The organism is Mucilaginibacter sp. OK283 (assembly GCF_900110415.1).
Lineage (GTDB): Bacteria > Bacteroidota > Bacteroidia > Sphingobacteriales > Sphingobacteriaceae > Mucilaginibacter.
The window spans coordinates 56,374-77,173 of sequence record NZ_FODR01000015.1; the positions used below are offsets into that span (position 1 = coordinate 56,374).

Below are 20,800 nucleotides of genomic sequence, written 5' to 3' on the forward strand. Positions count from 1 at the left end.
AGATCAAGTGTTTAATAAATTATTTCGCTGATTCTAAAACCTTAATTTTATCACCATCCTCAATTTCGGTAGCGCCTTCGGTAACTAATATATCGCCGGCTTTTAATCCTGATAATATTTCCGTTTGGCCACCGTAGGTTGCCCCCGATTTAACATTTACCTTTTTGGCGATGCCATTTTGATTAAGAAAAACATAATCGCCCGATTCCGATTTTTGAATGGCTTTTACAGGTACTGCAATTGTATTCGACCTGGTGTAGTTAGCGATTTGTATAATGGCCGTCATATTGGGGCGTAAAGTTTTGCGTACTGGTAGTTTAACCTCTACCCCAAAGCTGCGTGAAGTCGGGTCAATCACTTTAGCAGCGAAGGTTACTTTGGTAACCAGTGAATCTTTTGCATCGGGCACTAAAATTTTAACTTCGTTACCTGTATTAACACTACCTGAGTATGACTCAGGTACATCCGCCTTAACTTTTAAAGCATCGGCATTAACAATACGGATACCAACCGGGTTGGCAGGGCTAATTGCCTGGCCAAGTTTCAGGTCCATTTGGTCGACCGTTCCGTTTATCGGCGATATAATCTTATACAAACTTGCCTGTTGTTTTAGCCCGGCCAAAGCCCTTTTACTGGCTTGCAGCGTAGTTTGCGCCTGCAAAAACTGAACCTCGGTGCCAATTTTTTGGTCCCACAGATTTTTTTGGCGATTATACAGTGTTTGGTTCAGGTTAACCTGTGCTTCAGTTTGCGCAATATTTTGCAACAGAACGTTATTGTCAAGTTGTGCCAGCACCTGACCTTTGTGTACGTGATCGCCTGCCTTTACATACAAACCAGTGATAATAGCCGATGCCTGCGGATAAGCTACTACGTTATCCTGCGCATCAATTTTACCCTGTATCTGTACATAGTTGGTAAAAGTTGACGGCTGTAACACCACAGTACTTACGTCAGTGGTCTTAGCCGAATCTGTTGTGCCAACCTCAGCTTGTAGCTTGGTAATCTTGGCGTTTAAGTCGGCCTGCTGTTTTTTAAGGTCGGCAAGTTCCGTTTTTTTATCTTTTGGTTTGCTTGTGCAGGCAGCCACCAAAAGAATCAAAGCTGCCGGTATGTATAATATTTTTTTCATGTCGTTTTTATATAGTGAGTTTAGTTTTTGTTTTATTGAATTCGTCCGTAGGCCTGGTCAAGATCAACTTTACTTACCAGTGCATCATATAACCCCTGAATGTATTTGTTATCGGCATCTTCAAGTGCGGTTTGTGCCTGTGTAACCTCAATACTTGAGCCTACTCCCTGCTGATATTTTATTTTTGATACCCTTAAAACTTCCTGCGCCAGTTCCCGATTGGCTTTTTGGTTATTTAATGATTGTAAACCATTAATGTAAGCGACAGAGGCCACCCTGGCATTCAGGTTCAGCGAATTTTTTAGATCTACCAGGTTGTTTTGTGATTGCATTAACGAAATTTTGGCTTCTTTTACCTGATTACTCCGTTGGCCACTGCTAAAAATAGGCACGTTTAATGAAAGGCCTATATAGCTCGATGGAAAAGAATTTTTATATAAATTTCCAAAACTATTATCCTGGTATGATGCCGCATAATTGCCGTTAAAATTCAACGTAGGTAAATAAGCTGCCTTTTTATTTTGGAGCAGCAATTCATTTACTTTCTTATCAGTTTCCTGTAAAGCATATTCAATGCGCTTATGATAAAAGGCGGTATCGGTGCCTAATTCTGCCACGTTATTATCTAATTTAATATCAACCAATTTATCTTTAAGTGTTAAGCTAAACTCGATTGGCATACCCATCTGGAATTTTAACATCTGATAATTCAGTGCAAGCGAGCGTACCACATTTTCGCGATTAGTTACCAGGTTATTGTATTGAACAGTTATACGGTCAACATCAATGAGTTCAACAAAGCCCTGTTTGTTTTGCGCCACGGTTTGATCAACCTGTTGTTTTAGTTGTGCAATATTGGCATCATAAAGCTTAATTTGTTCATCGCTAACCAAAACCTGGTAATAAGCCTTTGTTACAGCTATATTGGCGGCAATTTTGGTTCGCGTGTAGCTGCGCTCAGATAATTCCTTATAGGTTTTTGATGCTTTTAAACCTACAAAATAACTGCCGTCGAATATTTTTTGTGTTAAACTCAACCCCAGGTTTGAATTGTACTTTACACCGAATTTCACCGGGATAAATGTACCCGGCGCTCCAAAAAACTCGCCTGGTAATAAACTTGTTGGAATCTTAAGGTAATCAGTAAATGATGCGCTGCCGTTTACTTGAGGCAGCCCTGTGCCTGTTGTTTCCTTAATTTTATATTCGGCACTTTTAACATCAAGACCGGCATTAACTACGGTATTCTGGTGCTCATAAGCATAATTAACACAGTCCTGCACGCTGAAATTAAAAGTTTGATTATTAGGTGGCGTTTCCTGGGCATAGCTTTTAAGGGCTATGGCTCCCAAAAATGTGGCCGTAAAAAATAAATATTTCATTGTATATATAGTTGTTTGGTGATTTTTTATCTATTGTGCCCCAAATATCCGGGCCGATTTTGACAGCCTTATGTCAGCAGTATTAAATTAATCTTCCTGTATGTTCCTGTACTGATTTAAAAGCTTGTACCCCTTAAGGGTGCAAATGCCATAGTTAAAATGTTCTAAAAACTGGACCTGCACCTTCCAGGTATTAAACTCCGCTATCGGGAATATCGTGGTGTTAAATCCAAGTTCCACCGTGTTTACCCTCATGCGCGCAACTATCCTTACGTCAATTTCGGGTCTTATGTAACCTTGTTTAATACCTTTTGTTAATAATTCTTCCAGGGTGCTAATCAAAACCTCATTTTTAAATTGCTGAAAAACCTTCCACGCATCAGGATGATACTTTTGCATGTCATGAATTACTATCGGGTTGATACGCGAAAACATATCTTCCGAGCATTTGGTCATGTTCATCATTTCCTCTATCACATTGGCAGATTTACTGATGAACTCGATCATTTGCTCCTCATCCTCTTTCAGCTTCTTTTTAACCATTGCTGTTACCAATTCGTTTTTGTCCTTAAAAAACTGGTATATGGTTTTTTTCGACATACCCAGGTGCCTGGCTATATCGTCCATGGTTACGCTCTTGATGCCTGCCTTTAAAAACAGCTCTTCGCCACCTTCAATTATTCTTTCTATTTGACTCATTGACTTTCCGGGTCAAAACTAAGGAAACATTTTTTGATTTCAAAGTTTCCAACTGAAATGACTTTTTTACGACAAAAAACTCATTTTATTTGAAAATTTGATGATTTGAGAATTTGAAAATTATAAGATGAAGAACTTTTCTGGCATTTTCAAATCTTCAAATTTTCAAATATTCAAATTCGCCCGCCTGCATATCAATTTTCCTATCTTTGCAAAAAATTATATTTCAATGAACTTGTCTCCGCTTTCTGCAATTTCGCCAATTGATGGCCGTTACCGAAACATCACCGCCGAACTTGCTGATTATTTTTCCGAATACGCCCTGATCAAATACCGTGTATTTGTCGAGATTGAATATTTTATAGCATTGGTGGAATATCCTTTGCCTCAGTTACAAGGTTTTGATGTCAATCTGGTAGAAAAGTTACGCGATATTTATAAAAACTTTACCGAGGCCGATGCTCAAAGCATCAAGGAGATTGAGAAAATTACCAACCATGATGTAAAAGCCGTAGAGTATTTTATCAAAAATGAGTTTGATAAATTAGGCGGTTTAGATGCATTTAAAGAGTTTATCCACTTTGGTTTGACATCGCAGGATATCAACAATACAGCTATCCCTTACACGTTTAAACTTGCTATAAACAACGCCTATTACCCTGCCATCAGCCAGTTAATTGATACATTAAAGGGTTATGCCGCCGATTGGAAAGATATTCCATTATTGGCGCACACACACGGGCAACCGGCCTCGCCAACAAGGCTTGGTAAAGAGGTTGAGGTTTTTGTGGAACGGCTTGAAGGCCAGCTGGAGATTTTGAAATCGGTAAAATACTCGGCCAAATTTGGGGGCGCTACAGGCAATTTCAACGCGCACCATATAGCTTACCCTACTAAGGATTGGAAAGCTTTCGGAAATCATTTTGTGAATGATGTATTAGGGCTGAGCCGCTCGCAGTTTACTACCCAGATTGAGCATTACGATAACTTTGCCGCTCAATGCGATGCTTTAAAACGCATCAATAATATCCTGATTGATCTTGATCGCGATATGTGGACTTACATATCCATGAACTACTTTAAGCAGAAAATAAAAGCGGGCGAAGTAGGCTCATCGGCCATGCCGCATAAAGTTAATCCTATTGATTTTGAGAACTCGGAGGGTAACTTAGGCATCGCCAATGCTTTGTTTGAGCACTTGGCCGCCAAACTGCCTGTTTCGAGATTACAGCGCGATTTAACAGACTCAACAGTTTTACGTAACATAGGTGTGCCTGTAGCGCATACTTTAATCGCCATAAAATCTACCATCAAAGGCTTAAACAAGCTATTACTTAACCAGGACGCCATCATCGCCGACCTGGAAGCCAACTGGCCTGTAGTTGCTGAGGCTATCCAAACTATATTAAGGCGCGAGAGCTACCCTAACCCATACGAAGCATTAAAGGACCTTACCCGCACCAATCAACAGATAAACGCTCAAACTATCGCAGAATTTGTTGATACCTTGCAGGTAAGCGATAGCGTAAAAAATGAATTGAAACAAATTACGCCATTAAATTATACGGGGATTTGATGTGCCGATTTCAAATTACAGATGTGCAGATGAGTGATTTTTATAATGCTACCCATTCAAATCATCTGCACATCTGAAATCTGCATATCTGCACATCTATCATCTGCCCGTCATAACAATTTTAGTATTGTATTTAAATCAAAAAGGTGATTAAATTTGTTTAATTAATCTAAATAGAATTTCGATGAATATCAACGTATATACCGAATCAACGCCAAACCCGGCAACAATGAAGTTCATTGTGAACAAGTTGCTGATTAATGGCAGTGTCGATTTTGCTACTAAAGAAAGCGCCGATAAATCGCCTTTCGCTAAGGAACTATATAAATTTTCGTTTGTAAATGGTGTTTTCTTCGCCAGCAACTTCGTTACCATCACCAAAACCGATGAAAGCGACTGGGCCGACGTTGAACCCATCATGAAAGAGTTTGTAAAGGGCGCGGTTGAATCGGAATTGAAGATCCAATTAGAAGAGCAGTCTGAAGAAACAAACTTCGAAGGATCTGAAACTGAAGTTAAAATTCAGCAGATATTGCATGACTATGTTCGCCCGGCTGTTGAGCAGGATGGTGGTGCTATTTCCTACCGTTCGTTTAATGAAGGTGTGGTAACTGTCGAGCTTCGCGGCTCATGCAGCGGTTGCCCGTCATCAACCATAACGCTTAAAGCAGGCATCGAAAACCTGCTTAAACGCATGGTTCCTGAAGTTACCGAAGTGGTATCTGAAGCACTATAATTACACACGAACCTCACTAATTGAATCGAATTTCGCGAATTGAATTAGGACAGAAATGGCATCAATTTATTCGAATTACACAATCAGTGTTCGAATAAATTGGTGCTATTGCATTTGTGGCAATTTGATCTGATTTTTAAAAATTGTGCTTTAAAAATCCGTGAAATTCGATTCAATTAGTGATATTCGTGTGTATTACTTGAAATATTTCTGTATCGCCGTTAGCATCTCCCCTGTTATTATACCATTGCTAGCCAACAATTCCCTTGTATCCAGTACTTCACTTCCCCCTTTAAAGTTTACTATATCGCCACCCGCCTGTTTTACAATTACGATTCCGGCGGCTACATCCCAGGCGTTCAGGTTGTATTCGTAAAAGGCGTCAAAGCGGCCGCAGGCGGTGTAAACCAGGTCGACAGCTGCCGAACCAATGCGACGCAGGCCGTGGCTGCTTTTCATCAATTCGGTAAATAGTTCAATGTATTGGGCCTGCTTGGTAAAATCATAGTAAGGGAAACCTGTAGCGATAAGACTTGTACTTACCGTGGTATTTTTGCTTACATGAATCTCATTGCCATTCAGGTAAGCCGGAGCATCTTTCCATGCGTAAAAACATTCATCCTGATTTATTTCGTACACAACGCCCGCTACCAGTTCATCATATTCTTTTAATGCTATACTTACCGAATAAGCCGGCAGGCCGTGAATAAAATTGGTAGTGCCATCCAAGGGGTCGATAATCCAGTTATACCGGTCGCCCACTATGGTAGTGGTTTTTTCTTCGGTGATGAAACCAGATTCGGGTAGTACTTTTTTCAAGCCTTCAACAATAATCCGTTCGGCTGTTTGGTCAACGTATGAAACCATATCATTGAGCCCTTTGTATTCAATTTTATCAGGGCTGAATGATTTGCGTTCCTGCCTGATAAAATCGCCTGCCTGTTTGGCTATTTCAATTACCTGTTGCGTTATGTTTTGGAGTTGCATGTTTACGTAATGATAAGCTGAATGAAAATACCTTATGAATAAAAAAGCTTGCAAAAAACAAGCTTAAAGCAGCACCTATGCGTGCCACAGGAGGATAAATACCGAAAGCCTGGATCAAAATTTTTATAAGCGCCAGGTTTGCAAAAAAACCGACGCAAGCCACTGCAACAAAGCGAAAAAACTGCTTATAAGCAGATGATTTTGATTCGGCGAAAACAAGAGCGCGGGTAATAGCGAAATTGACTATAACCCCAAGCAAAAACGAGATGGCTAACGATAAAGTGGAATTACGGAAAGTGTATGAACCTATGAGATAAGTGCGCCTGGCTAACAGGTTGTGATAAAAAAGATAAAAGGCAGAGATATCGACTAAAAAACCGGCACCAGCCGAAAGTACAAACCTGAATACCTGGTTATTTAACAGCTTGTGAGCCTGTTTTTTATTAGCCATGCTGTAACGTAGCTGTTTTTTTATTTTTTAAACCGTTGACAATTAACAACGCACCACCAATAACCATGATCAGCGAAATCATTTCGGCCTGGGTAAAGCTGATACCAGCCACATGGTATTTTGTATTTACGCGTATCAGTTCGATAAAAAACCGTTCAACACCGGCCAATATCATATAAATACCAAAAAGCACACCTGAATTTTTTATCTGTTTGCGGATACTCCACAGGAACGCAAATAGTATCAGGCAGATGATACATTCATATAACGATGTTGGGTATACGGGGTATTGCAGTTCATGACAAAATTTACCTATGCAATTTGCCAGTGGAACGCCCTCGTCATTAACATTGTGAGGGAATTTAAAAGACCACGCCCAATCAGGTGCCCAACTTAACCAGCCTGGTTTCGGCGCAAGGTTTACTATACCCCAATCACCATCGCCCGACATTTGGCAGCCAACACGCCCTAATGCATAAGCCAGCATCATACCCGGGCCGCCAATATCCAGCATATCTAAAGGCTTAACTCCGTTTTTATTGGCTATATATAACACTGCTGCGCCGCCGCAGATGAGGCCACCGTAAAAAGTAAGGCCGCTAAAACCTATTAGCATGCCAACCGGGTCTTTCATAAAATCGCCCCAGTTTTCAAGGGCGTTAAATAACTTGGCACCTGCAAAGCCAAATATAGCAGCCCACAACAAAATGCTGCCCATCATTTCGTACGGGTGTACGGTTACTTCCCTGTTTTCGGGTTTGGCTAATTTTTGCTTTTCGCTTTCGTAATAAGCCCAGTAAGCAAAAGCTGCAGCGCCTAAAATGCCACCTATCCAATTCCCTCTTAATGACAGCAGGAAACCCTGTGTATCATCTAAAAGTGCGTGATAATTTAATGCCGAATCGATTAATTTATAACCTAAAATAAAACCAAATACAGCGTTACCGGCCAATTCGGCTGCCGAAGCAGGTTGCCCAACCATGACCATTCTTTTTGATGAATGAAGAATTCCCAGCTTCTCTTTCCGTTTAAATTCCTGAACAAAGGCCCAGTATGCTGCCATAAAAGCTATAGCCACAAAAAAACCAAATGTTTGTATAGGCAACGGAAAGTTAAAACCGAAAAGATATTGCAGAAGCGATGTTATGGTTGGAAACATAGGTTGTATTTTGAAGCGAAGATAGCGTTTTAATGAACTAATATTTCTTCGCCTTCTGTTATTTCGACATCACCATCCGGTGAAATATTTGTTAAGCAAACCTTTTTCAATTCGTTTACCAATATAGGGTCGTATTTGGCCTTTACCTTTACATAATTGCGGGTAAAGCCGTGCATAAAGCCATCTTTTATGTCACCTTCAAATAAAACCTCATCGGTTTTACCCAACTGGGTTTCGTAAAAAGCCCGGCGTTTCTTATCGGACAATATGTGCAGCATTTTACTTCTATCCGCCCGGGTTGAACCAGGTACTGCGCCTTTCATTTCGGCGGCCAGGGTATTTTCCCTTTCGGAGTAAGTAAATACGTGCAGGTATGAAACGTTCAGATCGTTTAAAAAATTATAGGTATCAATAAAATCTTCACGTGTTTCGCCGGGGAAACCTACAATAACATCAACGCCGATGCAGCAATCGGGCATCAGTTCTTTTATTTTGGCCACACGGTTTACATACAAATCGCGTTTATAGCGACGGCGCATCAGGCCGAGTATTTTGTCGGAACCAGACTGAAGCGGAATGTGAAAATGGGGAACAAACCGTTTTGAAGTAGCCACAAAAGCAATTATCTCGTCGGTAAGCAGGTTTGGTTCGATAGAGGAAATGCGGATCCGGTCTATTCCCTCCACCTCGTCGAGGGCTTTAACCAGGTCAAAAAACTTATCCTCCCGTTGCCCGTTGCGGATCCCGAAATCGCCCAGGTTAACACCTGTAAGTACTATTTCTTTTACTCCCGAAGCACTTATCTGTTTGGCCTGCTCAATTACGTTGCCAATGGTATCACTTCTGCTGGCACCGCGGGCCAGGGGGATGGTGCAAAAGGTACAGGAATAATCGCAGCCATCCTGAACTTTCAGGAACGTACGGGTACGGTCGCCAAAAGAATATGCCGGTACAAACTGGTTGGCCTCGCTCACAGGTTGGTTGTATACAACTGCTTTGGGCTTTTTAGTAAGATCGGTAATATGATCAATGATCTGGAATTTTTCGGCAGCGCCAAGTACCATGTCAACGCCGGGAATATCGGCAATTTCCTGTGGCTTTAACTGAGCATAGCAACCTACAATGGTTACGTAAGCATTCGGGGATATCTTGAGTGCTTCTTTAACTATCTTTTTACACTTCTTGTCGGCGTTTTCGGTTACCGAGCAGGTATTAATCACAAAAACGTCGGGCGTGTTTGAAAACTCAACCGTATCGTAACCGGCCTGGGTAAACATCCGGCCTATTGAAGAGGTTTCCGAGTAATTTAACTTACAGCCAAGGGTATAAAAAGCTACTTTCTTATTCATTGCAAGGGCGCAAAGATAAGCAATTAGTGAATTACTGAGTTACTGAATTAGTGATTTTACTTTGGGGTTAATTATTTGTAGCCAATCCTCCCGTTAACATGCACTAATAAAAATGAGATTAAAAGCAGCTTATGCTAATACTTTGCTCTTTAGCCGGGCGTATTCTTCATCGCTTATTATACCTTTTTCTTTTAGCATATGAAGTTTATGTAATTGCTCTGATAGGCTTGGCTGCGTAGCAGCGCTACGGTAATCGGGCGCATTAACAACAGAACGCCGTTTGATTAAAGCATTACAGGCATCTACCTGGCTGCCCAGGGTAAACAGATCGATAATCCACCCGATGCCAGCCAAGCCAAGCGTAAAAAAATAAAGCATACCAACGCCTGTTTTATTGAGATAAAACTTGTGCGCACCCAATACACCTAAAAAAAAACATAAAGTGTATGCAGTCGACTTAGATTTCATTATTCGGGTGAACCGGAGTTTAATTTTGGCTTAACCAAGGTAAACATTTTCCTTTAAGTCTACAAAAACATCTAATGATAATTATATCCCCATCCACTCATAGCTTTCGTTCTGCAAGCCTATGAGGTCAACAACACGGTTCACTACCGTCATCGCCAGTTCCTCGATAGTTTGTGGTTTGCTGTAGTATGATGGTATGGCGGGGCAAATAATCCCCCCGGCCTCGGTAACAGTGGCCATATTGCGAATGTGAATAAGGTTAAAAGGGGTATCACGTGCAACAAGGATAAGTTTGCGGCGTTCCTTCAATATTACATCGGCAGCGCGGCTTATCAAATCGTCAGATATTCCTCCTGCTATGCGTCCCAGGGTACCCATAGAACACGGCACAATTACCATGGTATCAAACTTTGCCGACCCGGAGGCAAAGGGCGCCATAAAATCGTTTTTGGCATAAAACTTATAGTTTTGCTTGCTGTAATCGTCGTTCCCTAACTCAAAGCGCCAAACATCTTTCGCGTTATCCGACATCACAACGGCAACTTCGGCAATTTGATCTTTTAGCTGGTTTAACTTTTTTAATAACAGGTGGGCATAAATAGCGCCGCTGGCGCCGGTGATGGCAACTACAATCTTCTTCTTCATTATATCTCTCCAACAATCCAAAAATACGGGCACAAAAAAGGGTCGAATACAAGTACCCGACCCTACATCTACCTATGAAAAACATGCCCTTGAGAGGGCACTACAAATGTACTAACAGTTTTTATATTATAAAGCAAATTTGTAAAAATATTTTTACGTTATCTTTTTGTTAAGATAAATTCGTATCTATTAAGGTTTGAATTATACCGTCAACCATGCCTACACGGGGTACGTATATTTGTTTTATCCCCGCATTTTTCATAACCGTCAAATAAATTTCGCAGGCCGGAATAATAACATCAGCCCTATCCTGGTTTAAACCAAGCACGTTAATGCGATCTTTAAGCGAGAACGAATTAAGGTAAGTATACAATGATTTTAGCTTGGCAAAAGCCATTGGGGTCTCGTCTCCTTCCTCCGCTAAACGGTGCAGTTTATTAATATTGCCACCTGTACCAATACCCAGCAACTGTTTATAGCCACGCGTATGTTCGCGGATAAACTCCTTCATTTCATCCCAGGTTTCTTCGGTATCCTGGTTGTCCAGAATACGGATAGTGCCAATATTGAACGATTTGGAGGCCATTAACTCACCTGCCGAAAACAAAGAAAGCTCGGTACTACCGCCGCCAACATCAATGTATAAATAACTTTTGCTTTTATCAATGGTTTGCTCGGCATGGCTGGCGTAAATCACCTTGGCTTCTTTGGAACCATGAATAATCTCCAGGTCGATATTAGCTTGTTCCTTAATCAGTTTAACCACATCCTCACCGTTGGTAGCTTCGCGCATAGCCGATGTGGCATAGGCCAGGTAATGGGTTACCTTGTAAACATCCATTAAATTGCGAAAAGCGCTCATTGATTTTACCAGATCGGCAGCTTTTTTATCCGAAATACTGTGTTGGATAAAAGCGTCATCGCCCAGGCGTAAAGGCACCCGGATCAACGTATTTTTTTTGAACGAAAAGGAACCGTGATTTTCAATAATATCGGCAATAAGCAGTCTTACTGCGTTTGAACCAATATCTATAGCTGCGTATCTCAACTTATTTGTTTTTAGTTTTCAGGTAATTGTATATCTCAATTTGCGCCCGGTGCGATTCGGCCGCGTTGGTTTTGTGGTATTTATTGCTGTTGGCACTATTTATTTCGCGAGCCTTGGTATTATCATGCAATTGAATGTTAATGATATCTTTAACTTCCTTTTTTAAACGCTCGTCTAAAATCGGGAAACCAACTTCAACCCGGGTATCAATATTGCGGCTCATAAAATCTGCCGAAGTAAGGTAAATCAATTCGTCTCCCCCGTTACAATAAATGTGTACGCGGGCATGCTCCAGGTACTTATCCACGATACTTATCACTTCAATATTCTCACTGAATCCCTTCACTCCCGGCACAAGGCAGCACATACCCCTGATGATCATTTTTATTTTAACACCCGCGTTACTTGCCTGGTAAAGTTTATTGATAAGGCCTTCATCGGCAAGGCTGTTCATTTTTAGTATCATGTAGGCCTTTTTGCCCGCCTTCGCATTTTTTATCTCGGTATCTATCAGTTTGTAAATAGCCGGCCTGGAATCAATGGGCGATACGATCAAGGTTTTCAGTCCTTTGGGCAAGGTGTTCCTCTTGAGCGATCTAAATACAACATCCAAATCGTCGGTTATTTTTTTGTTTACCGTAAACAGTGTATGATCGGCATATATCCTGGCCGTCTTTTCGTTAAAGTTCCCGGTTGATAAACAGGCATAATGCACAATCTTTTGCTTTTCCAGGCGGCTAACCAGGCATATCTTGGAGTGCACTTTGTAGCCTGCTATACCGTAAAGTACATTTACGCCCTCCTCTTCAAGCCTGTTGCTCCAAAATATGTTATTCTGCTCATCAAACCTTGCCCGCAATTCAACCAAACAGTTTACCTTTTTACCGTTTTTGGCCGCATTTACCAACGCGTGTACAATTCTTGAATTTTCGGCCAACCGGTAAACTGCAATGCTTATCTCTTTAACTTTTGGATCGATAGCCGCCTCACGCAAAAAGTGGATAATGTAGTCATAAGATTGATATGGGGTGCTCACCATATAGTCCTTTTTCGCGATAAGGCCCAGCAAGCTTTTACCAAACGAAAGATCTTCTACGGGCAAAGCCGGATATTTAACAAATTCCAGGTCGGGGCTGCCTACATTTGGGAATGAAATAAAATTCTTGAAGTTGTGGTACCTGTTACCGGGTATAAGGCTTTCCCCGTGTAGCCCCATTTTAGTTACCAGGTATTTTAGCATATCCATGGGCATTTCGGTATCGTAAAGCAAACGCATTGGTGTACCCTTTTTGCGTTTTTGAAGGCTTTTTGATAATGCATCTATGAATTTGCCGCTCACTTCCTTATCCAGGTCAAGTTCAGCGTCGCGGGTAAGCTGTAAGGAATATGCTTCGATGCTGTCGTGCTCAAAAATGAAAAATATATCTTCCAGGCTGTACCTTATAATATCATCCAGCAGTATAATAAATTTCAGATTGTTGGTTTCGGGCAACACAACAAATCTTGACAAACTGTCCGGAAACTCAATCAGCGCATAACGCGTTTTTTTATTTTTGGTAAGCTTTACAAAAAAGTAAATAGCCCGGTCGCGCAGTTCGGGTAGCGGCAGGCTATCATCAAGCATAATGGGCACCAAAGTGGCCAGCAGTTTTTCCCTGAAATAATTTTTAACGAACGCCCCGCGGCTTACGTTAAGCTGTTTGTCATTCAGGATAAATATCTTTTCTTCAGCAAGCTGTTTAACAATAATGTTTTCATACAGGTTATTAAACTTACGCTCCTGCCTTACAACTATATTCTTGATTTGGTTAAGGAGCTTTTTAGGATTATAGCCTAATATTTCTTTCGATTTTTCGTTTAAAGCGGCAAGCCGTGTCATCGTAGCCACCCTCACCCTATAAAACTCATCAAGGTTTGATGAAAATATAGCCAAAAAGCGCACCCGCTCAATTAAGGGCACAGTTGGATCGGCAGCTTCCTGCAAAACCCTGTCGTTAAAATATAACCAGCTTATTTCCCTGTTAATTAATGGTGGTTGTTTATCCATAAAATTTGTGCCCCTTAGGCCACGTGTACAAAACTGCTTATTTATTTGTTAATTTAATATTAACTCATCTACATAAAACCTGTTTTTAATGATTATTATTTAGTGTGCCATGTAAACAAATTGATAATGGAGCTGTGTAAATGTTTACAATACATTAGTTTTGTAAACATTATAAACTCTTTTACTTATGCCAACATTTGATATAGTAAGCAAAATAGATGGACAAACGCTTGATAACGCCATCAATACCGCTAAAAAAGAAATACTTAACCGGTACGATTTTAACGATTCAAAAAGCACTATCGACCTGGATAAAAAAAACAATGAAATAACCATTGTTACCGAAAATGAGATGCGCCTTAAAGCTATCCAGGATTCCATCATCGGCCGCATGGTGAAACAACACCTGGATTCAAGCGCGCTTGATTTTGGTAAAGAGCAATATGCGTCGGGCAACATGATCCGCAAGGAGATAAAGGTTAAAGAAGGTATCGACAAAGAAACATCCAAAAAACTGGTTAAAAAGATAAAAGACAGCGGCCTTAAGGTGCAAGCCTCTATCATGGACGACCAGGTACGTGTACAAGGCAAAAAAATTGACGACCTGCAAGCGGTGATCAGCCTATGCCGCAGTGAAAACTTTGGCCAGCCGTTGCAGTTTATTAATATGAGGGATTAAGGGAAATAAAATCATATCCATGTCGACAAAAGGTAAGAAGTCAACCATTAACGTTCAGGGAACAGAAATAACTGTTGTTTCTTTGAAAGAGGACGACTACATATCACTCACTGATATGGCTAATAAGTTCGGTGGCGATGATTTGATATATAATTGGATGCGCAACCGTAACACTGTGGAATTTCTTGGGATATGGGAACAAATTCACAATCCCCATTTTAAAGGTGTCGAATTCGACACCTTTAAAAAAGAAGCAGGCCTTAATAGCTTCAGGCTGACGCCCAAAAAATGGATAGACGCAACCTCAGCAATAGGCATCCAATCAAAGGCAGGCAGGTATGGAGGCGGAACATATGCACATCGTGATCTTGCATTTGAATTTGGTTCATGGCTTAGCCCGGAATTTAAACTTTACCTGATCAAAGAATTTCAGCGTCTAAAAAATGATGAAAATAATAGGCTATCATTAAACTGGAACTTAAATCGCACGCTTGCCAAAGTAAACTACCGTATCCATACAGATGCTATAAAGGAAAATATAATCCCTCCCGATATAACAAAAGAGCAAATACAACATATTTACGCCAATGAGGCGGATATATTAAATGTAGCATTATTTGGATTAACGGCTAAACAATGGCGGGATAAAAATAAAAATTCAGAAGGCAATATTAGAGATCACAGTTCTATCGAGCAGCTATTGATATTGGCCAATATGGAAAGCATGAACTCTGAATTTATAAGGATGAATTTAACGCAAGGCGAAAGACTAAAAAAATTAAATCAAATTGCAATTCAACAATTGAGATCATTAACAGGTAATTCGAATTTAAAAAAACTGGATGACGAAAAATAAATACTCTTTCAGATAGTAAACTTCTTATTTCTCTAAAAACAAGAAAGGCGCATTAATTGCGCCTTTCTTGTTTAAAACGGCAAGCAACTACCCCGCTGCTTCCATTTCTTTAACTTCATTTGGGCGGCCGTTTTTGAAGGCTTTGCGTGGTGTAAGGCCAAGCAGTTCAAACATAGCCATATCGGTATCAAATGAGGGATTTGGTGTGGTTAAAAGCTTTTCACCTGCAAAAATAGAACTGGCGCCTGCCATAAAGCAAAAAGCCTGCTCAACAGTACTCATTTCGGTACGGCCGGCAGATAACCGCACTACCGAACGTGGCATAATAATACGGGCGGTAGCAATCATCCTTACCATATCCCAGATAGGTACGCGGGGCTGATCGGCCAGTGGTGTACCAGCTATGGGCACCAAAGCATTGATAGGTACCGATTCGGGGTGCTTGGGCAGGTTTGACAATGTTTTCAGCATCGAGATCCTGTCTTCAACGGTTTCGCCTAAACCAACTATGCCACCGCTGCAAACTGTAATTTTCGCTTTACGTACGTTTTTAAGGGTATTTAACCTGTCGTCATAAGTGCGGGTGGTGATAATACGCTTATAATCTTCTTCAGATGTATCTAAATTATGGTTATAAGCATACAAGCCGGCATCTGCCAATCGTTGCGCCTGGCTCTCGGTAAGCATACCCAGTGTACAGCATACCTCCATATCAAGGCTATTAACAGCCTTTACCATGTCAATCACTTTATCAAAATCGCGGTTATCGCGCACTTCGCGCCAGGCGGCACCCATGCATAAACGCGATGCGCCACCGGCTTTTGCTTTTTCGGCAGCAGCAATAACCTCATCTTTAGGCATCATGGCATGTACATCTACACCGGTATTATAACGGGCAGCCTGTGGGCAGTAAGCGCAATCTTCAGAACAGCCGCCGGTTTTAATAGAAATCAGCGAGCTGATCTGTACTTCGGCGTAATCTTTATTTTCGCGGTGTACGGTTGCCGCGCGGTAAACCAGGTCGAGTAATGGGGTATGGTATATTTCGGCTATTTCTTCTTTTGTCCAGTCGTATCTTACTTCAGTCATATCTCAAATTTTGATGGTTCAAATTTATAATAATATCGTATAAAACGCCAGTAACGCTTAATGCTTCAACAAAAGCCTGGTAGCCAGGTACAAGGGCAATAAAAACCCGGCGCAATCAGTAAAGGTGGTAATAATAATAGACGAAGCCACCGCCGGATCTATCCCCACCCTTTTCAATACCAGCGGTATAGATGCCCCGGTAATACCCGCGATGATGAGGTTTCCTGTCATGGCTAAAAACAAGACGAGACCAAGCATGGGGTTGGCATCATAAAACAGGGCGATGCAAAAAACAACCAGTCCGTTGGCGGCCCCGTTAAGCATGCCTACTAAAAATTCTTTTAATACTGTATTATAGGCCTGGCTATCGGTAAGGTTACTTAACGATATACGCCTGACTGTTACCGCAAGGGCCTGCGTGGCTGCATTACCGCCCATACCTGCTATAATGGTCATGTAAGCGGCTATGCCTTTCACCTGGGAAACGGTATCGTCAAAATGCCTGATCACCGATGCGGCCAGGTAAGCAGTGGCCAGGTTAATAACCAGCCATGGCAAACGACTTTTTACGGCATCTTTCCAGTTACCGCTCAATTCCTCGTCTTCAGATACACCCGAAATCTTTAATATATCTTCGGTATTTTCCTGCTCCATTACGTCGATGATATCATCAACGGTAACCCGGCCAAGCAGCTTCATATGGTCATCAACAACCGGGATGGTTGTTAAATTGTATTGCGATATCAGGCGGGCAACCTCTTCCTGGTCAAGCTCGGCCCTTACATATACAGGGTCGCGTTTTACCAGGTCGCTCACTTTGGCATCCGCATGGGCTTTTATAACATCTTTTATCGAGAGGATGCCTTGCAAGGTGTCGGCATCGTCAACCACGTAAATGGTGTAAAACTCCTCCATCTCTTCCGATTGGCGAATGATCTCGTCCAGTGCCTCCTTTTTATCCAGCCGGATATTTACTTTGATGAGTTCGGAGTTCATCAAACCGCCGGCCGTATCTTCGGCATAGTTCAAAAGCGCGCGGATGCTGCTGGCATCATCGGCATCAATATCTTCTAATATTTCCTGCTGCTCGTCTTCATCAAGCTGGGATATAATGTCGGTTGCATCGTCATAATCCAGCTCTTCAACTATTTCGGTTCTTTTTTCAGGGTGGAGGTTCAGGAGCAGTTCGCCGGGGCTGTGCTCCTCATCCATTTCGGATAAAACTTCGGATGCAACGTCAGTCGGCAGGATATTGATGATCCTTTCCTTGTCCTCCTGCTCAAGTTGTTCAAACAATAAAGCAATCTCCGAGGCGTGATATTCCTTCAGAACTTTCTCTAATTCAGCGTCATCGGCCTCAAGAGCCGTTTTGATGCGGAGGAGATCGGTTTTATCTAAGTCAAAAGATTGCATATCCGACGAAAATAAACATTTATGCCGCAATTACGACATTAAAATGAGGTTAAATCGAGGTAAACTCACAAGCTAAAAGTGAGGCCTTTGCCCGCTATGGTTCGACAGGCTCACCAAGACATATTCAATTTTCCTGTCATCCTGAGGCACGAAGGATCTATCAGGCATGTATCATCGATAGAAAAGTTCGCGAATAGATCCTTTCGTACCTCAGGATGACAGTCTTTTATTTTTGAATGTCAGTCTCCCTTCAGAATTTCGCGAAATTTTTCCACTACCCCATGACGTTGAAGAGGCTACAAACTATAATCATACTTCGCCTTTAACCCGGCTAGCTTTCCTAATTTACCCAGAACCTGCTCCACCTGCATTTTGCGGATAGACAGCTGCATGCTACAATCGTTATCAAACTGCTGTTCAAGCACCTGAAGATTCTCTTCTTTGATAATCCGCATCACATCATTCATCTGCAGGTAATCAAACTTAATGGTGTAAATATCATTCACCGTTTTTTGGATGATGGTAGCCAGCTTCAGGGCTTCTTCTGTAGCTACCTTGTAGGCGTTAATTAACCCTGGTACGCCAAGCAGCGTACCCCCAAAATAACGCACTACAACCACCAGGATATTGGTAACATCTTTTGACAGCAGGATATTTAGTATCGGCCGGCCGGCGGTGCCCGATGGTTCGCCGTCGTCATTCACCCGGTAAACAGACCTATCGGTACCCAGGCGCATGGCCCAGCAATGGTGGTTGGCTTTGGGGTGTTCGGCTTTTAATTTGGCTACGATACCTTTAATATCATTATCGGAGCTGATGGGATAAGCAAACCCCAGGAACTTGCTGCCCCTATCCCGGAATATACTTTCGGTCGGTTTTTCGATGGTTTGATAGGTGTCGTCAAAAAGCATTATTTAGGAGCTAAAAGCTGAAGGCTTAAAGCGGAAAGCATTGAAAAGCCATTCATGAGTACAACATTAAATTACAAATGCAAAAAGCCTAATGTTTGCGGGAAATAAATAATAACAATAGCCAATATAGCTACCAATAGTCCTATTTTGTTAAGTGTGCTTAATTTCTCTCTAAATACAAGCATACCTACCAGGGCTCCTACAACAATAACCCCAATATTCATTGACGAAAACACCGATGACGGGTTATTTGCCAGGGCTTTGTGCGCCTTCAGATAAAAAAGAATATTACCAAAATTAAACAAACCCAATACCCAGCCAATGAGTATATGCGGCCATGAGAAACGCATTTTTTTTGTGAACACCTGGTATAACAAACCGATAAACGACAACGTAAACGCAAGAATAAAGACAATAAAAATGGCTGTAGTAAAAGGCACGCTGTTAACTTTAGTGATCTGCTTCAGCAATACATCTATAATTCCGAACCCCAGGAAAACAATAAGCAGATAGGTCCAAGAACCCTTTTCTGTATTTTTATGATTAGGCCTGCCCGTTGTTTTTTGCCATGGAATTGTACAAAATATGGCAATAAACGCCAAGGCGATACCAATGATCTTTATTGTATTTGAAGCCTCGCCAAATATCAAAAAGGCCGATATAATGGGAATAAACAGCGACAAACGCTGCGCAACATCTGTACGTACAATACCAGCCCTGCGCACCGATGCAGCCATAACCAAAAACACAGAGGGAAATAAAACTCCAAGCGCCAGGTAATTAAATACAGGTGTATTTTGCAGGCCTGCAAGCGATGGCCTGTAAAAAAGCCAGGTAAGCATAATGGCCATCGAATAATTCCAGGTTACCGCCTGGTAAACGTCAATGTGGTACCTTTTGGCCAGCTTAAGCATAACCGACACAATAACACTACAACAAATACTTAAAAAAACAAATAGCATAATTGGTGGTGTGTAGTAGAGTCAAGAATCAAGAGTCAAGAATTAAGATTTTTCTGGCTTCAGGCGAAAGCATCAGGTGCAAATTACAAGCTTATTTTTTCGCTGTCCCATATTTCTCCTGTCTTGATTCTTGACTCTTAATTCTTGATTCTATTATAAATTATTTGTAAACGGTCGTCTTCAATAAATGATTCGGCGGCAAGTATACCTGTTATTTGTGGTGATTTTATGCCTTTTGATAAAACAGTTTTGCCGGTAAAAATGCGGGCCTCATCCCAAAGCCCGGCATCAATAAACACCTGCAGGGTATGCGCACCTCCTTCAATGATCACCGATTGAATGTCTTGTAAATATAATTGGTACAAAATGTATTGAGGCACATAGCGGTCAAAATCCTCTAATGCAATATACTTGTTTTTTCCGTCGGAATTAAATTCTATTTCATTAAAAATCAGTGTTTCAACAGATTGATCAAATACATTGGCCTCTTTACTAAGTTCCAGCCTCCTATCTATCACCACCCGTTTTGGCGATCTTCCTTCCCAGTACCTTACGTTTAATTGCGGGTTATCAATGGCAACGGTATTTTTCCCAATCAAAATAGCATCCTCCTCGCTGCGCCATTTATGTACCAGCTTGCGCGCCTGGGTGCCCGTTATCCAAAACTGGCTGCCATCAGCAGGCGCAAAAAAACCATCATTGGTTTGCGCCCATTTCAATATAATGTATGGCCGGTGCTTTTGTACTTTGGTAAAAAACCTGCGGTTAAGCCACTGGCATTCTTTTTCCAGCACCCCGGTTATCACTTCAATACCGGCAGCTTTAAGTTTTTCAATTCCTTTACCATCAACCTGGGCAAAAGGGTCGCGGGTGCCAACAATTACCAGGGGAATTTGATGTTCAATAATCAAATCGGCACAGGGTGGTGTTTTACCATAATGTGCACAGGGCTCTAATGAAACATATATGGTTGATTGCTTTAACAGTTGGGCCGCGTTATCAAATTTAGCCATTACCTGCGCAATTGCGTTCACTTCGGCATGGGCCTGGCCATATCTCTGGTGATAGCCCTCGCCTATTATTTTGCCTTCATGAACAACTACCGCGCCTACCATCGGGTTCGGGCTCACCTGCCCTGCTCCAAGCTGGGCAAGTTCAAGGCAACGCTGCATAAAAATTTCATGTTGAACCATGCTGCAAAAGTAGCTTTT

20 protein-coding genes are annotated in these 20,800 nt (G+C 41.6%); 4 read left to right on the top strand and 16 right to left on the bottom strand.

From position 1 onward, the window contains the following. Positions 1-19: 19 nt before the first annotated feature. From BMX56_RS26155 to BMX56_RS26165, 3 genes are all read right to left on the bottom strand, one after another. Positions 20-1,132, bottom strand: coding sequence for an efflux RND transporter periplasmic adaptor subunit (locus BMX56_RS26155; protein ID WP_090652667.1), 1,113 nt, complete (start codon positions 1,130-1,132; stop codon positions 20-22). A gap of 32 nt (positions 1,133-1,164) precedes the next feature. Beyond that, on the bottom strand, positions 1,165-2,514 hold the full coding sequence (locus tag BMX56_RS26160) for a TolC family protein (RefSeq protein WP_090652668.1): 1,350 nt from the start codon (positions 2,512-2,514) through the stop codon (positions 1,165-1,167). A gap of 87 nt (positions 2,515-2,601) precedes the next feature. Beyond that, entirely contained in the window at positions 2,602-3,213 is a 612-nt protein-coding gene (locus BMX56_RS26165; protein WP_090652669.1) for a TetR/AcrR family transcriptional regulator, read from the bottom strand. Positions 3,214-3,442: 229 nt separating this feature from the next. On the opposite strand from BMX56_RS26165, the gene purB reads away from it, so the two are divergent. Further along, positions 3,443-4,789 (top strand): adenylosuccinate lyase, encoded by a 1,347-nt coding sequence (purB, locus tag BMX56_RS26170; protein ID WP_090652757.1) that lies wholly within the window; start codon positions 3,443-3,445, stop codon positions 4,787-4,789. Positions 4,790-4,973: 184 nt separating this feature from the next. After that, on the top strand, positions 4,974-5,525 hold the full coding sequence (locus BMX56_RS26175; RefSeq protein WP_090652670.1) for a NifU family protein: 552 nt from the start codon (positions 4,974-4,976) through the stop codon (positions 5,523-5,525). 195 nt (positions 5,526-5,720) lie between these two features. On the opposite strand, the gene BMX56_RS26180 is transcribed toward BMX56_RS26175, so the two are convergent. From BMX56_RS26180 to ppk1, 8 genes are all read right to left on the bottom strand, one after another. Then, positions 5,721-6,512, bottom strand: coding sequence for an inositol monophosphatase family protein (locus tag BMX56_RS26180; RefSeq protein ID WP_090652671.1), 792 nt, complete (start codon positions 6,510-6,512; stop codon positions 5,721-5,723). After that, positions 6,478-6,963 (bottom strand): GtrA family protein, encoded by a 486-nt coding sequence (locus tag BMX56_RS26185; RefSeq protein WP_090652672.1) that lies wholly within the window; start codon positions 6,961-6,963, stop codon positions 6,478-6,480. Before BMX56_RS26185 ends, BMX56_RS26180 begins: the two co-directional genes overlap by 35 nt. After that, complete coding sequence (locus BMX56_RS26190; protein ID WP_090652673.1) at positions 6,956-8,122, bottom strand: prolipoprotein diacylglyceryl transferase; 1,167 nt, start codon at positions 8,120-8,122, stop codon at positions 6,956-6,958. Before BMX56_RS26190 ends, BMX56_RS26185 begins: the two co-directional genes overlap by 8 nt. Positions 8,123-8,151: 29 nt before the next feature. After that, on the bottom strand, positions 8,152-9,471 hold the full coding sequence (mtaB, locus tag BMX56_RS26195; protein ID WP_090652674.1) for a tRNA (N(6)-L-threonylcarbamoyladenosine(37)-C(2))-methylthiotransferase MtaB: 1,320 nt from the start codon (positions 9,469-9,471) through the stop codon (positions 8,152-8,154). A gap of 129 nt (positions 9,472-9,600) precedes the next feature. Beyond that, positions 9,601-9,939, bottom strand: coding sequence for an NINE protein (locus BMX56_RS26200; RefSeq protein ID WP_090652675.1), 339 nt, complete (start codon positions 9,937-9,939; stop codon positions 9,601-9,603). Positions 9,940-10,020: 81 nt separating this feature from the next. Continuing rightward, the gene (locus BMX56_RS26205) at positions 10,021-10,584 is read right to left on the bottom strand and encodes a UbiX family flavin prenyltransferase (RefSeq protein ID WP_177183928.1); all 564 of its coding nucleotides are present in this window, start codon (positions 10,582-10,584) and stop codon (positions 10,021-10,023) included. A gap of 169 nt (positions 10,585-10,753) precedes the next feature. Then, entirely contained in the window at positions 10,754-11,632 is an 879-nt protein-coding gene (locus tag BMX56_RS26210) for a Ppx/GppA phosphatase family protein (RefSeq protein ID WP_090652676.1), read from the bottom strand. 1 nt (position 11,633) lies between these two features. Then, positions 11,634-13,679, bottom strand: a complete 2,046-nt coding sequence (ppk1, locus tag BMX56_RS26215; RefSeq protein ID WP_090652677.1) for a polyphosphate kinase 1 — start codon at positions 13,677-13,679, stop codon at positions 11,634-11,636. A gap of 187 nt (positions 13,680-13,866) precedes the next feature. Between ppk1 and BMX56_RS26220 the strand changes: the two genes are divergently transcribed. Both BMX56_RS26220 and BMX56_RS26225 read left to right on the top strand, forming a co-directional pair. Then, the gene (locus tag BMX56_RS26220) at positions 13,867-14,358 is read left to right on the top strand and encodes a YajQ family cyclic di-GMP-binding protein (RefSeq protein WP_090652678.1); all 492 of its coding nucleotides are present in this window, start codon (positions 13,867-13,869) and stop codon (positions 14,356-14,358) included. Positions 14,359-14,377: 19 nt separating this feature from the next. After that, entirely contained in the window at positions 14,378-15,214 is an 837-nt protein-coding gene (locus tag BMX56_RS26225; RefSeq protein WP_090652679.1) for a KilA-N domain-containing protein, read from the top strand. An 87-nt stretch (positions 15,215-15,301) separates the two neighbouring features. Here BMX56_RS26225 and bioB read toward each other — a convergent pair whose 3' ends face one another. The 5 genes from bioB to ribD all read right to left on the bottom strand — a co-directional run bounded on the left by bioB (position 15,302) and on the right by ribD (position 20,782). Beyond that, positions 15,302-16,303 carry a biotin synthase BioB gene (gene bioB / locus BMX56_RS26230; protein WP_090652680.1) on the bottom strand — a complete coding sequence of 334 codons (1,002 nt, stop codon included), beginning with the start codon at positions 16,301-16,303 and terminating at the stop codon, positions 15,302-15,304. A gap of 57 nt (positions 16,304-16,360) precedes the next feature. Further along, positions 16,361-17,716 (bottom strand): magnesium transporter, encoded by a 1,356-nt coding sequence (mgtE, locus tag BMX56_RS26235; RefSeq protein ID WP_090652681.1) that lies wholly within the window; start codon positions 17,714-17,716, stop codon positions 16,361-16,363. Between the two features lie 296 nt (positions 17,717-18,012). Further along, a complete protein-coding gene (locus tag BMX56_RS26240) occupies positions 18,013-18,627 on the bottom strand; it encodes an IMPACT family protein (RefSeq protein ID WP_177183929.1) in 615 nt (204 codons plus the stop codon). 71 nt (positions 18,628-18,698) lie between these two features. Next, complete coding sequence (locus BMX56_RS26245) at positions 18,699-19,589, bottom strand: transporter (RefSeq protein ID WP_090652683.1); 891 nt, start codon at positions 19,587-19,589, stop codon at positions 18,699-18,701. Positions 19,590-19,726: 137 nt separating this feature from the next. Next, a complete protein-coding gene (gene ribD / locus BMX56_RS26250; protein ID WP_090652684.1) occupies positions 19,727-20,782 on the bottom strand; it encodes a bifunctional diaminohydroxyphosphoribosylaminopyrimidine deaminase/5-amino-6-(5-phosphoribosylamino)uracil reductase RibD in 1,056 nt (351 codons plus the stop codon). Between the last annotated feature and the right edge of the window lie 18 nt (positions 20,783-20,800).